We start from the raw sequence: 13,670 nt of genomic DNA, 5'->3' as shown, positions 1-13,670 counted from the left end.
GGTGAACCCTTTCCTCAGGTCGTGCTCGCGGTACGGCGCTGGACCAGCACGGCGGCGACGATGATCGCGCCCTTGGCGATCTGCTGGACGTCGCTCTGCAGGTTGTTCAGGGCGAAGATGTTGGTGATCGTGGTGAAGATCAGGACGCCGAGCACGGAGCCGACGATGGTGCCGCGGCCGCCGGTCAGCAGCGTGCCGCCGATGATCGCGGCCGCGATGGCGTCGAGTTCGTAGAGGTTGCCGTTGGTGTTCTGGCCGGAGCCGGACAGGATGATCAGCAGGAAGGCGGCGATGCCGCAGCACAGTCCGGACAGCAGGTAGAGATAGAGCCGCTGACGGCGGACGTCGATGCCGGCGAGCCGGGCCGCCTCCGCGTTGCCGCCGACGGCCACCGTGCGCCGCCCGAAGGTCGTGCGGTTCAGCACCAGCCAGCCGATGATCGTCACGACCGCGAACACCATGACCAGCGGCGGGATGCCGAGGACGTAGGCGTCGCGCTCGCCGAGGTCGAGCACCGAGGGGATGGTGACGATCTGTGTCTTGCCGTCGGTGATCTGGAGGGCCAGGCCGCGCGCGGACGCCAGCATGGCGAGCGTCGCGATGAACGGCACCATCGCGCCGTACGCGATCAGCACCCCGTTGACCAGCCCGCACCCCACTCCGACGATCACCGCCGTGAAGAGGATGCCGGCGAAGCCGTACTCCTGGGTGGCCACCGTCGTCGCCCACACCGACGCCAGCGCGACGATCGCGCCGACGGACAGGTCGATGCCGCCGGAGATGATGACGAAGGTCATGCCGACGGTGACGACACCGATCACGGACGCCTGGGTGAGGACCAGCTGGAGGTTGCGGGTGTCGAGGAACTCGTCCGGCTTGGTGATGCCGCCGATGACGATCAGCGCGGCGAGGACGCCGAGCAGGGAGAGGGTGCGCACGTCGGCGCGGGCGATCAGGCCCCGCCAGGCGGGCGCCGCTCCGGCCGACGGCACCTTGCCGGTGCTGTCCCGGGGCGGGGAGGCGTGCTGCGTCATGACGCCGGGCTTCCTTCCATGACGAGGTCGAGTACGCGGTGTTCGTCGAGTTCGCGGGCGGGTGAGGTGTGGACGACGCGTCCTTCGCGCAGGACCAGGACGCGGTCGGCGAGGCCCAGGACTTCGGGCACCTCGCTGGAGACCAGGAGGACGGCGAGGCCTTCGTCGGCCAGTCGGCGCACGACCGCGTACAGCTCGGCGCGGGCGCCGACGTCGACGCCGCGGGTGGGTTCGTCGAGCAGCAGGACGCGGCAGCCGCGCAGCAGCCAGCGGGCCAGGACGGCCTTCTGCTGGTTGCCGCCGGAGAGGGTGCGCACGGGCGCCGAGGGGTTGTCGGGCCGCAGCGAAAGCTCGCGGGTCGCGGCCCGTGCGGCGCCCAGTTCGGCGGCCCGGTCGATCCAGCCGCCGCGGGAGAAGCGGGACATGGAGGAGACGGAGACGTTGCGGGTGACGGACTCCAGCATCAGCAGGGCCTGCGCCTTGCGTTCCTCGGGGGCGAGCCCGAGGCCGGCGCGCACGGCGGCCCGTACGCTGCCCGGCTTCAACGCCCTTCCGTCCACGAGGACTTGACCGACGCTGGGCTTTCTGGCCCCGTAGATCGTCTCCAGGATCTCGGAGCGGCCCGAGCCGACCAGTCCCGCGAGCCCGACGATCTCGCCGGGCCGCACGGTCAGGTCGAGCGGCTCGAACTCCCCGTGCCGGGCGAGTCCCCGTACCTCCAGCAGCGGCTTGCCGCCCGTCGCGTCATTCGGCGGCCGCTCGGGGAACACGTACTCGACGTTGCGCCCCGTCATCATCGCCACGACGTCCCGTGTCGGCGTCGTCTTCGCCGGAAGCCCGCCCGCCACGGCCCGCCCGTCCTTCAGCACGGTGACCCGGTCGCCGATCCGGCGGATCTCCTCCAGCCGGTGCGAGATGTAGACGACGGCTACTCCGGCGGAGGTGAGGTCGCCGACGATGCGGAAGAGGTTGTCGACCTCGTCCGGGTCGAGGGCGGCGGACGGCTCGTCCATCACGATCAGGCGTACGTCGTGCGAGAGCGCCCGGGCCATCGACACGATCTGCTGCTGGGCGGCCGACAGATCGCCGACCAGCCTGGCCGGGTCGATCTCCGGGTGCCCGAGTCGCTTGAGCAGTTGGGCTGTTGACGCTCGGGCGGCCTTTCCGCGTACGACGAATCCGGCGGTCGTGGGTTCATGGCCGAGGTGGACGTTCTCGGCCACCGACAGGTGCTCGACCAAGTCGAGTTCCTGGTAGATGGTGGCGATGCCGAGACGCATCGCGGCGATGGGCGAGCGGAGGGTGACCGTCTCGCCGCGCCAGCGGATGGTGCCGGTGTCGGGCTGGTGGGCGCCGGCCAGGACCTTGATGAGGGTGGACTTGCCGGCGCCGTTCTGGCCGAGCAGGCAGTGCACTTCACCGGCCTGGACGTCGAGGTCGACGCCGTCGAGGGCGCGGACTCCGGGGAACGACTTGGTGATGCCGTTCATGCTGAGCAGCGGTGGTTCTGGTGCCATGAGGTCCCCTTGGCGGGCGTGCGGGCCGGTTTCAGGGCGGGGCGATGCAGGGCAGGGCAGAGCTGGGCGCTGTGCGAGGTGCTGTTTCGGTGAGCCGTGCGGTGTTCGGTGAGCCGTGCGGAGCGAGTGGCTTACGCGGGTGAGAACAGGTGGTCGCTGATGAGCCGGGCCGCGCCGATGACTCCGGCGGTGGGGCCCAGCTCTCCCAGGACGATCGGGAGGTTGCCGGTCGCGAGGGGCAGCGACTGGCGGTAGACCTGGGTGCGGATCGCGGCGAGCAGGTTGTGGCCGAGGCCGGTCACCCCGCCGCCGATCACCACCAGGCCGGGGTTGAAGAAGCTGACGAGTCCGGCGATGACCTGGCCGACTCGGTTGCCGCCCTCGCGGATCAGGTCGAGCGCGGTGGCATCGCCGGCGGCGGCCGCGGCGGCGACGTCGACGGCGGTCAGGGTGCCGTTCGCCGCCAGCCGCGCGGCGAGTTCCTCCGACAGTCCCTGCTGGGCCGCCTCCACGGCGTCCCGGGCGAGGGCCGCCCCGCTGAAGTGGGCCTCCAGGCAGCCCCGGTTGCCGCAGGCGCAGGGGCGGCCGTCGGGCACGGCCTGGATGTGCCCGATGTCGCCCGCGCTGCCGGTGACACCGCGGTGGACGTCACCGCCCGCGACGATGCCGCAGCCGATGCCGGTGCCGATCTTGACGCAGAGGAAGTCGCCCACGGAGCGTGCGACGCCCGCGTGCTGCTCCCCCATCGCCATGAGGTTCACGTCGTTGTCGACCATGACCGGGCACCCGAGTTCCTGGCTGAGCGCCTCCCGCACGGGGAAGCCGTCCCAGCCCGGCATGATCGGCGGTGCCACCGGGACGCCCTCGGGGAAGCGGACGGGGCCGGGGACGCCGATGCCGGCGCCGTCGAATCCTTCCGCGAGCCCGGAGGCCCTCAACTTCGCTGCCATGGACAGGACTTGCTCGAAGACCGCGACGGGTCCCTCGCGTACGTCCATGGGCTGATTGAGATGTCCCAGGATCTCCAGTTCGGCGTTGGTGACGGCGACGTCGACCGAGGTCGCGCCGATGTCGACGCCGAGGAAGCGCAGCCCGGGGTTGAGCCGGACGTTGTGGGAGCGGCGGCCACCGCGCGAGGCGGCGAGTCCGTCGGCCACGACCAGGCCCGTCTCCAGCAGTCGGTCCACCTCCACGGCCAGCTTGGACCGTGAGAGATCGATCTGATCGCCCAACTGGGCCCGGGAGTTGGGTCCGCCGTCGCGCAGCAGCTTGAGCAGTCGGGCCTGATGGGCGTTCGCGGGTCGCGCGGTCATACGTCTCACGAGCCCCTCCCCGCCTCATTCGGCCTGTGCGCGCCGGGTTTCGGCCACCTGGGTGGCCTGCTTTCGAGGGGAACGTAGCAGCGGCTGCCGGGACTGGGAAGAACTTGCGCACAGATTGCCGTCAACTTTCTCCACTCACAGGACAAAGAGGAGGGCGTCGGGTGGGGTGCGCGGATGGCTCAGGGATTCTCGTCCGACGGTTCGCCCGACGGGCGCCGGCTGTGCGGTGCACGTGGCCGACGGCTCGTACGGCTGGTGTCACGACGCCGCCAGGCGGGCCCGCCGTGCTGAGCGGTGTCGCCGTGGTGATCACCGGTCTGCGGGCCGTCTGCACCGGCGCCGAGCCGTACGCCGACCCCCGAGACCCGAAACCAGGCGCTCGCCGCCAGTGTCACCCGTATCGAGCAGCGGGAGAAGGGCAGTTGGGTGCGGCTCGCCGGTCCGCGCGCGGACGCCACCACCGACACCGTGCTTCCGCCGCGGTCCTGAACACCGCGGCGGGTCTCAGGACTTGGCCCGTGCGTGGTACGACCGTCGTGTGTGCTCGGTGTGGTCCCGCATCAGCTCGGTGGCGCGCCGCTCGTCCCGGTCGGTGATCGCCGCGATCATGCCCCGGTGCTCGATCCAGGACTGCTGCCCGCGCTGGCGGGCGACGGGCGTGTAGTACCAGCGGACTCGGCGGTCGACCTGGGCGGCCAGTTCGGCGAGGACGGCGTTGCCCGCGAGGTCCATGATCTTGGCGTGGAAACGGGCGTTGAGGGCGACGGCGGCGTCCACGTCATCGGCGGCCACGGCCTTCTCGCCCTCCGCGCACAGCTCCTCCAGGGCCGCGATGCCGGCCTTGTCGGCATGGGCGGCGGCGAGCCGGGCGGCCTCGGCCTCCAGCAGCGTACGGACGGTGAGGAGCTGGTCGGCCTCCTCCTCCGTCGGCTCGTGCACGAACGCGCCCTGCGCGGGCCGCAGATCGACCCAGCCCTCGGTGTTCAACCGCTGGAGCGCCTCGCGCACCGGCTGTCGGGACACGCCGAGGTGACCTGCCAGTTCACTCTCGACCAGATGCTGGCCCGGCTGCAGGGCACGGGTCGTGATGAGTTCGAGCAGCGCCTCGTAGACGCGGTCGCGCAGCGGGCCGGGCCGTTCGAGCTTGGGCACCGCACCCTGCGGCAGTCCTGTCGACAACATCGGTCCCCCTCCTGGGCGAACGCCGGGCGACTGCATCCGGTAGCCGACCGTCACGGAAAGCCAGTATTGATTGTCTTTCGTCTACAGTCTACGGCGCACAAAGGCCAGGGGAACGAGGAGTCGGCCACGTCACACCCGTGTCAGGGACTGCCGGAGGCCCACGGCAGCGGCGTCAGGGGCAGCGCACGACCTGCCCGGCGTACGACAGGTTCCCGCCGAACCCGAACAGCAGCACCGGGTCCCCGGACGAGATCCGCCCCTGCTCCACGAGCTTGGAGAACGCCAGCGGAATGCTCGCCGCCGAGGTGTTCCCGGACTCGGAGACATCACGCGCGACGACGGCGTTGACGGCGCCGAGCTTGAGCGCGAGGGGCTCGATGATGCGCAGGTTGGCCTGGTGCAGGACGACCCCGGCGAGGTCCTCGGGCGCGAGGCCGGCCCGTTCGCAGGCCCGGCGGGCGATGGCCGGCAGCTGTGTCGTCGCCCAGCGGTAGACGCTCTGCCCCTCCTGGGCGAACCGCGCGGGCTGTCCCTCGATGCGCACGGCGTGCCCCATCTCGGGCACCGAGCCCCACAGCACCGGACCGATGCCGGCCTCGTCGGACGCCTCCACGACGGCCGCGCCGGCCCCGTCGCCGACCAGCACACAGGTCGAGCGGTCGCTCCAGTCGGTCACGTCGGACATCTTGTCCGCGCCGATCACCAGCGCCCGGGACGCGGCCCCCGCCCGGACGGCGTGGTCGGCGGTGGCCAGCGCGTGGGTGAAACCGGCGCAGACGACGTTGACGTCCATCGCGGCGGGCGACGGGATCCCGATGCGGGCGGCGACCCGGGCGGCCATGTTCGGGGAGCGGTCGATGGCGGTGGAGGTGGCGACCAGGACCAGGTCGATGTCGCCGGGCGCGAAGCCCGCGGCGGCGAGCGCCTTCGCTGCGGCGTGGGCGGCCAGCTCGTCGACCGGCTCGTCGGGCCCGGCGATGTGGCGCGTACGGATGCCCACCCGGGATGTGATCCACTCGTCACTGGTGTCGACCATACCCGCCAGGTCCTCGTTGGTGAGTACCTTGGCGGGCTGATAGTGGCCGACTGCGGCGATGCGCGAGCCGTTCATCGTTGGTGATCCCCTCGGGCCTTGGGTAGCGGGATTCACCAGTCTGATCAGTGACTCACGGGTACGGGTGCAAGTGATGCCACAGGAAACAGGCGCTCGCGTTGTCAGCTTCCCTCACACCCTCGGACGCCCGAACAACCTCCGGACAGCTACCCCGCACCTACCCGGTGAACAGCTGCGTCGCCTTCTGTACGAGTTCGTAGAGCCCGTACGCGAGCGGCACCCCCACCCACACCCAGGCGAAGGCGATCAGGCCCCGCCGGTCCGGCGAACCGCTACTACTGCTGCTGCTGGACATCCGCGGCCTCCTTCTCCTTCGACTTCTCGGTCGACCTCTCCTCCGACGCCGGAACGGGAACGTGATGGCGCGGATGGACGGGCCGGACGAGTTCGTTGGCGACGAAGCCGACGGCGAGCAGCCCGATCATGATGAACAGTGACAGGGTGTAGAGGGACGAGCCGTCCTTGCCCGCCTCCTCCTGCCGGTCGGCGATCCAGTTCACGATCAGCGGCCCGAGGACACCGGCGGTGGACCAGGCGGTGAGCAGCCGCCCGTGGATGGCGCCGACCTGGTAGGTGCCGAAGAGGTCCTTCAGATAGGCGGGGATCGTAGCGAATCCGCCGCCGTAGAAGGAGAGGATCACCAGCGCGCACAGGATGAACAGCGGCTTCGAGGAGTCACCGGCCAGCGCGATCACGCCGTACGTCAGCGCGCCCACGCCCAGGTACAGCCGGTAGATGTTCTTGCGTCCGATCAGGTCGGAGGCCGACGACCAGCCGATCCGGCCGGCCATGTTGGCGGCGGACAGCAGCGCGACGAAGCCGGCCGCCGCGGACACCGACACCGGTGTGGAGGTGTTCGCGAAGAAGTCCGTGATCATCGGCGCGGCCTTCTCCAGGATGCCGATGCCGGCGGTCACGTTCATGCAGAGCACGATCCACAGGCACCAGAACTGCGGGGTGCGGATCGCCTGTTTCGCGCTCACCTGCGGGCCGGTGGGGGCCGAGCGCGCCCCCGCGGTGGTAGCCGCGGATTCAACACCGTCCCGCGCCCCCTGGTCGGTTCGCGGCACCCGGATCAAGAGGACACCCAGCGACATGAACACCGCGTACGACAGTCCGTGCACCAGGAAGGCCAGCGCGATGCCGGAGCTGTCGCTGCCGAACGACTCCAGCATCTGTGCCGACCAGGGCGAGGCGATGAGCGCGCCGCCGCCGAAGCCCATGATGGCGATGCCGGTGGCCATGCCGGGCCGGTCCGGGAACCACTTGATGAGCGTCGAGACCGGCGAGATGTAGCCGATGCCGAGGCCGATGCCGCCGACGAAGCCGTAGCCGAGGACGATCAGCCAGTACTGCTCGGTGGCGGCGCCCAGTGCGGAGAGCAGGAAGCCGGACGAGAAGCAGATCAGGGCGACCGTCATGGCCCAGCGCGGCCCGTTGCGCTCCACCAGCGTGCCGCCGAACGCTGCCGACAGACCGAGCATGACGATGCCGAGCTGGAACGGCAGCGCGCTCTGCGTGCCGCTCAGGCCGAGAGCGGATTCGAGCGGCGGCTTGAACACGCTCCAGGCGTAGGCCTGGCCGATGGAGAGATGAACGGAGAGAGCGGCGGGGGGAACGAGCCAGCGGCTCCAGCCCGCGGGTGCGACAGGGGGACTCATGATCCCGAACGGTAGGGAGCACCAGGGCAGTTGAGAAGGCGGCGCGTCGACCGTATGCGATGAACGGTATGCCGGGCACGACGAACGGTCGAACGCCGTGCGCGAACCCTTGCTGACCCCTCATCCATACTGTAGACAATATTCAGTCGACGAAATTCGACGTGCTTGACCACAACTTCCCAGCCACCTCCGCGGTACTCCCTCGACCGAACGGAGCGTTCCGAAGTGAAAGTTGCAGTCCTCGGCGCCGGTGCGATCGGCGCCTATGTCGGAGCCGCGCTGCATCGCGCCGGCGCCGACGTGCACCTCATCGCCCGTGGACCGCATCTCGCGGCCATGAGGCAGCACGGGGTGCGGGTGCTCAGTGCGCGCGGCGACTTCACGGCCCGCGCGCACGCGACCGACGACCCGGCCGAAGTCGGCCAGGTCGACTATGTCTTCCTGGGCCTGAAGGCCACCTCGTACGCGGCGTGCGGGCCGCTCATCGAGCCCCTTCTGCACGACGGCACCGCCGTCGTGGCCGCCCAGAACGGCATCCCCTGGTGGTACTTCCACCGGCACGGCGGCCCACACGACGGCCACCGCGTCGAGAGCGTGGACCCCGACGGCGCGGTCAGTGCGGTGCTCGCGCCCGAACGGGCCGTCGGCTGCGTGGTCTACGCCGCCACCGAACTCGAAGGCCCAGGTGTCGTACGGCACTTGGAAGGCACCCGGTTCTCCATCGGCGAGCCCGACCGCAGCGTCTCCCGGCGCTGTCTCGCGCTCAGCGAGGCCATGGTGGCCGGCGGCCTGAAGTGCCCGGTGGAGCCCGACCTGCGCAACGACATCTGGCTCAAACTGCTCGGCAACATCTCCTTCAACCCGATCAGCGCGCTGGCCCGCGCCACCATGCGGCAGATGTGCCTGCACGGCGGCACCCGCAAGGTCATCGAGATCATGATGACCGAGACGCTCGCCGTCGCCGAGGCCCTCGGCTGCGAGGTCGGCGTCTCCATCGAGCGCCGACTCGCGGGCGCCGAGAAGGTCGGCGACCACCGCACCTCCACGCTCCAGGACCTGGAGCGCGGCAAGCCGCTCGAACTCGACGTACTCCTCGCGGCCGTCGTCGAGTTGGCGGAGATCACCGGCGTGGAGGTGCCCACCCTGCGCACCGTGCACGCCATCTCGGACCTGCTCGCGCTGAGGAGCGCCGCATGAGGAGTGTCGTATGAGGAAACGGCAACCGAAGAACTACACCCGGCTGACGCACCCGCTCGTCCGCGACTCCCGCGACGAGCCGTTCCGGCAGGCCACCTGGGAGGAAGCCCTGACCCGGGCGGCCGAGGGCCTGGCCCGCAACCGCGGCGCCTTCGGCATGTTCTCCTGCGCCCGGGCCACCAACGAGATGAACTACGTGGCGCAGAAGTTCGCCCGGGTCGTCATGGGCACCAACAACGTCGACTCGTGCAACCGGACCTGTCACGCCCCGAGCGTCGCGGGTCTCTCCGCGGCCTTCGGGTCCGGCGGCGGCACGTCCTCCTACGAGGAGATCGAGCACACCGACGTCATCGTGATGTGGGGCTCCAACGCCCGCTTCGCACACCCGATCTTCTTCCAGCACGTGCTGAAGGGGATCAGGAACGGCGCCCGGATGTACGCCGTCGACCCGCGCCGCACCTCGACCGCCGAGTGGGCGGAGAGCTGGATGGGGCTGAACGTCGGCACCGACATCCCGATGGCACACGCGATCGGCCGCGAGATCATCCACGCGGGCCTCGCGAACGAGGCGTTCATCGAGCGGGCGACCAGCGGCTTCGAGGAGTACAAAGCGCTGGTCGAACCCTGGACGCTGTCCCTGGCCGAGAAGGTGACGGGCGTACCGGCCGCCGCCATAAGGGAGTTGGCGCACGCCTACGCCCGCGCCGAGCGCGCCCAGCTGTGCTGGACCCTCGGCATCACCGAGCACCACAACGGCACGGACAACGTCCGCGCGCTGATCAACCTCTCCCTGCTGACGGGGCATGTGGGCCGCTACGGCAGCGGGTTGCAACCCCTGCGCGGGCAGAACAACGTGCAGGGCGGCGGCGACATGGGCGCGATCCCCAACCGCCTGCCCGGCTTCCAGGACATCCTCGACCCCGACACCCGCCTGAAGTTCGAGTCGGCCTGGGACACCGTCATCCAGCCGCACTACGGGCTCAACCTCACCGAGATGTTCGAGGCGATGGAGGAGGGCGCGCTCAAGGCCGTCTACTGCATCGGCGAGAACCCGGCGCAGTCGGAGGCGGACAGCGAGCAGGCCGTACGGCGGATGGGGCAACTGGACTTCCTCGTCGTCCAGGACATCTTCCTGACCAAGACCGCCCAGCTCGCCGACGTCATCCTCCCCGCGACCGCCGGATGGGCGGAGACCGACGGCACGACCACCAACAGCGAGCGGCGGGTTCAGCGGGTGCGACGGGCCGTCACCCCGCCCGGTGAGGCGCGCGAGGACATCGACATCATCTGCGAGCTGGCGGCACGCCTCGGCCACGACTGGAAGTACGCAGACGCGGAGACCGTCTGGAACGAGCTCAGGTCGGTCTCGCCGGACCACTACGGGATGACCTACGAACGCCTGGCGGAGCACCAGGGCATCCAGTGGCCGTGCCCGAGCACCGAGCAGCTCGAACCGACGTATCTGCACGGCCGGTTGTGGGAGAAGGACCCGGCCGAGCGCGGTATGCCGGCGCCGTTCGGGCTCGTCCAGCACGATCCGCCGGTCGACCTCACCGACGAGGAGTACCCGATCCGGCTCACCACCGGGCGACGGCTCGACTCGTACAACACCGGTGTGCAGAGCGGGAGTTTCGCCTCGCCGCTGCGGCGCGGCGAGTTCGTCGAGCTGTGCCCGGAGGACGCCGAGCGGTACGGGGTCGTGGTCGGCGAGGAGGTCCAGGTGACCTCGCGGCGCGGGTCGGTCGTCGCGCCGGTGTGGGTCGACACCGCGCTGCGGCCCGGGCTGGCCTTCATGACCATGCACTTTCCCGACGAGGTGGACACCAACCAGCTGACGATCGAGGCGAACTGCCCGATCGCGGGCACGGCCGAGTTCAAGGCGTCGGCGATCCGCATCGAGAAGCTCCCCGTCGCGACCATCGTGAGGTGACGTAAGTGGACCTGCACTTCGGCGACAGCAAACCGACGGACGACGAACGGGCCGCCGTCGACGCCCTGCTCGGCTCGCCCGAGTCGTCCTGGGAGGGCGCCGCCCGCGATGAGATGCGGGCCGCCGACCTGCGGTGGGCGCGCGGCGGCCGCGAGGCCCGGGACCGCCGCGACCTGCTGTTGCCGGGGCTGCACGCCATCAACGACCGGATCGGCTGGATCAGCGAGGGCGCCCTCGACTACCTGTGCCGACGCCTGACCGTGCCACCGTCGGAGGCGTACGGCGTCGCCACCTTCTACGCCATGTTCTCCGTCAAGCCCCGCCCGTCGACCGTGCTCCACGTGTGCACGGACCTCGCGTGCGCGGCGGCCGGGGCGAGCGAGCTGTGCGCCGGGATCGAGGCGTCGCTCGGGCCCGGGAGTGGAGTGGGCGTCGAGCGCAGCCCCTGTCTCGGACTGTGCGAGCGGGCTCCGGCGACGCTCGCGATCAAGGCCGGGGATCCGGTGCGTACGGCGGTCTCGGCACCAGCGACGGCGCACGACGCGGTACTCGCCGCGAGCGCACCCGACTCGGCGCCGGAGGAGCCGCCGGCCGCGATGGCGGTACCGCAGGCGGGCAGTGACGACCTGGTCCTGCTGCGGCGCGTCGGAGTCGTCGACCCGTCGTCGCTGGACGACTACCGCGCCCACGGCGGCTACACCGCACTGCGCCGGGCATTCGAGCTGGGTCCCGCCGGAGTCATCCGCGAGGTCACCGACTCCGGTCTGGTCGGGCGTGGCGGCGCCGCCTTCCCCACCGGCCGCAAATGGCAGGCCACGGCGTCGCAGCCCGACCATCCGCACTACGTCGTCTGCAACGCCGACGAATCCGAGCCCGGCACCTTCAAGGACCGCGTGCTCATGGAGGGCGACCCGTACGCGCTGGTCGAGGCCATGACGATCGCGGCGTACGCGACCGGCGCGCACAAGGGCTACCTGTACCTGCGGGGCGAGTACCCGCGGGCGCTGGGGCGTCTGGAGCACGCTCTCGCGCAGGCACGCGCGCGTGGGCTGCTCGGGGAGGACATCCTCGGGCAGGGCTACGCCTTCGACATCGAGATCCGCCGAGGCGCCGGGGCGTACATCTGCGGTGAGGAGACGGCGCTCTTCAACTCCATCGAGGGCTACCGGGGCGAGCCGCGCTCCAAACCGCCGTTCCCGGTGGAGAAGGGGCTGTTCGGCAAGCCGACGGTGGAGAACAACGTGGAGACGCTGGTGAACGTGCTGCCCGTCCTGACGATGGGAGCCCCGGCGTACGCGGCGATCGGTACGGCGAGGTCCACCGGGCCGAAGCTGTTCTGCGTGTCCGGGAGCGTGGCGCGGCCCGGCATCTACGAGCTGCCCTTCGGCGCGACGCTCGGTGAGCTGCTGGAGCTGGCGGGCGTACGGGACGGGCTGCGGGCGGTGCTGCTGGGCGGCGCGGCGGGCGGCTTCGTGCGGCCCGACGAGCTGGACGTCCCGCTCACCTTCGAGGGCACCCGGGAGGCGGGCACGACGCTCGGCTCGGGGGTGGTCATGGCCTTCGACGACACCGTTCCGCTGCCCCGGCTACTGCTGCGGATCGCCGAGTTCTTCCGGGACGAGTCGTGCGGGCAGTGCGTGCCGTGCCGGGTCGGGACCGTACGTCAGGAGGAGGCGCTGCACCGGATCGTGGAACGCACGGGTGCGGCGGCCTCCGACGACATCGCCCTGCTCAGGGAGGTCGGCCGCGCCATGCGGGACGCCTCGATCTGCGGTCTGGGGCAGACCGCGTGGAACGCCGTGGAATCCGCCATCGACCGTCTGGGGGCGTACGAATGACCGTGGTACCGCTGGGGATCCCGCGCCGGCTGCTGGAGTTCACCCTCGACGGGGAGCCCGTGCGCACGACCGAGGGCTCGACGATCCTCGACGCCTGCCGGGCGGCCGGGAAGGACATCCCCACCCTGTGCCAAGGGGACACGCTGCGGCCCAAGAACGCCTGCCGCGTGTGTGTCGTCGAGGTCGAGGGCTCGCGGACGCTCGTCCCGGCCTGCTCGCGCAAGGCCGAGCCGGGGATGGAGGTGAAGACCGACACCGAGCGCGCCCGGCACAGTCGCAAGATCGTCCTTGAGCTGCTCGCCTCGTCGGTCGACCTGTCGACCACCCCGCGGGTCTCCGGGTGGATCAAGGAGTACGAGGCGAAACCGGACCGGTTCGGGCCGGACGCGGCGCGGCTGGGCGAGGAGCCGAAGATCGACAACGAGCTGTACGTGCGCGACTACGACAAGTGCATCCTCTGCTACAAGTGCGTGGACGCATGTGGTGACCAGTGGCAGAACAGCTTCGCGATCTCCGTCGCCGGGCGGGGCTTCGACGCCCGGATCGCCGTGGAGCACGACGCCCCGCTGACCGACTCCGCGTGCGTGTACTGCGGGAACTGCATCGAGGTGTGCCCGACCGGGGCGCTGTCCTTCAAGTCCGAGTTCGACATGCGGGCGGCGGGTACGTGGGACGAGTCGGCGCAGACCGAGACGACCACGGTGTGCGCGTACTGCGGTGTGGGCTGCAACCTCACCCTGCACGTGCAGGACAATGAGATCGTGAAGGTCACCTCGCCGCACGACAACCCGGTGACCCACGGCAACCTGTGCATCAAGGGCCGCTTCGGCTACCAGCACGTACAGAACCGGGACTGATCAGGACTGGTGGGGACG

Annotated in this window: 11 protein-coding genes; 4 read left to right on the top strand and 7 right to left on the bottom strand. The window is 70.5% G+C overall.

Going from position 1 to position 13,670, the window contains the following annotated elements:
* Positions 1-14: 14 nt before the first annotated feature.
* The 7 genes from ACZ4UU_RS17485 to ACZ4UU_RS17455 all read right to left on the bottom strand — a co-directional run bounded on the left by ACZ4UU_RS17485 (position 15) and on the right by ACZ4UU_RS17455 (position 7,830).
* Positions 15-1,034: an ABC transporter permease gene (locus ACZ4UU_RS17485; protein WP_468040722.1), complete on the bottom strand. Its 1,020-nt coding sequence runs from the start codon at positions 1,032-1,034 to the stop codon at positions 15-17.
* A complete protein-coding gene (locus ACZ4UU_RS17480; RefSeq protein WP_468040720.1) occupies positions 1,031-2,551 on the bottom strand; it encodes a sugar ABC transporter ATP-binding protein in 1,521 nt (506 codons plus the stop codon). Before ACZ4UU_RS17480 ends, ACZ4UU_RS17485 begins: the two co-directional genes overlap by 4 nt.
* Before the next feature lie 131 nt (positions 2,552-2,682).
* Positions 2,683-3,864, bottom strand: a complete 1,182-nt coding sequence (locus tag ACZ4UU_RS17475; RefSeq protein WP_468041117.1) for an ROK family transcriptional regulator — start codon at positions 3,862-3,864, stop codon at positions 2,683-2,685.
* A gap of 513 nt (positions 3,865-4,377) precedes the next feature.
* Positions 4,378-5,055 (bottom strand): GntR family transcriptional regulator, encoded by a 678-nt coding sequence (locus ACZ4UU_RS17470; protein ID WP_468040719.1) that lies wholly within the window; start codon positions 5,053-5,055, stop codon positions 4,378-4,380.
* 172 nt (positions 5,056-5,227) lie between these two features.
* Entirely contained in the window at positions 5,228-6,166 is a 939-nt protein-coding gene (locus tag ACZ4UU_RS17465) for a beta-ketoacyl-ACP synthase III (protein WP_468040717.1), read from the bottom strand.
* 160 nt (positions 6,167-6,326) lie between these two features.
* Positions 6,327-6,464 carry an MFS transporter small subunit gene (locus ACZ4UU_RS17460; RefSeq protein WP_468040716.1) on the bottom strand — a complete coding sequence of 46 codons (138 nt, stop codon included), beginning with the start codon at positions 6,462-6,464 and terminating at the stop codon, positions 6,327-6,329.
* Positions 6,445-7,830 carry an OFA family MFS transporter gene (locus tag ACZ4UU_RS17455; RefSeq protein WP_468040714.1) on the bottom strand — a complete coding sequence of 462 codons (1,386 nt, stop codon included), beginning with the start codon at positions 7,828-7,830 and terminating at the stop codon, positions 6,445-6,447. The genes ACZ4UU_RS17460 and ACZ4UU_RS17455 overlap by 20 nt, the downstream gene beginning before the upstream one ends.
* Before the next feature lie 225 nt (positions 7,831-8,055).
* Here ACZ4UU_RS17455 and ACZ4UU_RS17450 point away from each other — a divergent pair, with 225 nt between their 5' ends.
* The 4 genes from ACZ4UU_RS17450 to ACZ4UU_RS17435 are packed head-to-tail and all read left to right on the top strand — an operon-like array spanning position 8,056 to position 13,652.
* Positions 8,056-9,027, top strand: coding sequence for a 2-dehydropantoate 2-reductase (locus ACZ4UU_RS17450; RefSeq protein WP_468040712.1), 972 nt, complete (start codon positions 8,056-8,058; stop codon positions 9,025-9,027).
* 10 nt (positions 9,028-9,037) lie between these two features.
* A complete protein-coding gene (locus ACZ4UU_RS17445; protein ID WP_468040710.1) occupies positions 9,038-10,957 on the top strand; it encodes a molybdopterin oxidoreductase family protein in 1,920 nt (639 codons plus the stop codon).
* A 5-nt stretch (positions 10,958-10,962) separates the two neighbouring features.
* On the top strand, positions 10,963-12,795 hold the full coding sequence (locus ACZ4UU_RS17440) for an NADH-ubiquinone oxidoreductase-F iron-sulfur binding region domain-containing protein (protein WP_468040708.1): 1,833 nt from the start codon (positions 10,963-10,965) through the stop codon (positions 12,793-12,795).
* Positions 12,792-13,652 (top strand): 2Fe-2S iron-sulfur cluster-binding protein, encoded by an 861-nt coding sequence (locus tag ACZ4UU_RS17435; RefSeq protein ID WP_468040706.1) that lies wholly within the window; start codon positions 12,792-12,794, stop codon positions 13,650-13,652. The genes ACZ4UU_RS17440 and ACZ4UU_RS17435 overlap by 4 nt, the downstream gene beginning before the upstream one ends.
* The last annotated feature ends 18 nt before the right edge of the window (positions 13,653-13,670 follow it).

The sequence above is a fragment of the Streptomyces sp. NPDC028907 genome (genome assembly GCF_055564995.1).
This window is presented reverse-complemented; position numbering and strand designations above follow the sequence as displayed.

Coding starts and splice junctions, on each gene's coding strand:
- ACZ4UU_RS17445 (WP_468040710.1), top strand. CDS start 9,038: ATGAGGAAACGGCAACCGAAGAACTACACCCGGCTGACGCACCCGCTC.
- ACZ4UU_RS17455 (WP_468040714.1), bottom strand. CDS start 7,830: ATGAGTCCCCCTGTCGCACCCGCGGGCTGGAGCCGCTGGCTCGTTCCC.
- ACZ4UU_RS17435 (WP_468040706.1), top strand. CDS start 12,792: ATGACCGTGGTACCGCTGGGGATCCCGCGCCGGCTGCTGGAGTTCACC.
- ACZ4UU_RS17480 (WP_468040720.1), bottom strand. CDS start 2,551: ATGGCACCAGAACCACCGCTGCTCAGCATGAACGGCATCACCAAGTCG.
- ACZ4UU_RS17470 (WP_468040719.1), bottom strand. CDS start 5,055: ATGTTGTCGACAGGACTGCCGCAGGGTGCGGTGCCCAAGCTCGAACGG.
- ACZ4UU_RS17460 (WP_468040716.1), bottom strand. CDS start 6,464: ATGTCCAGCAGCAGCAGTAGTAGCGGTTCGCCGGACCGGCGGGGCCTG.
- ACZ4UU_RS17475 (WP_468041117.1), bottom strand. CDS start 3,864: ATGACCGCGCGACCCGCGAACGCCCATCAGGCCCGACTGCTCAAGCTG.
- ACZ4UU_RS17485 (WP_468040722.1), bottom strand. CDS start 1,034: ATGACGCAGCACGCCTCCCCGCCCCGGGACAGCACCGGCAAGGTGCCG.
- ACZ4UU_RS17465 (WP_468040717.1), bottom strand. CDS start 6,166: ATGAACGGCTCGCGCATCGCCGCAGTCGGCCACTATCAGCCCGCCAAG.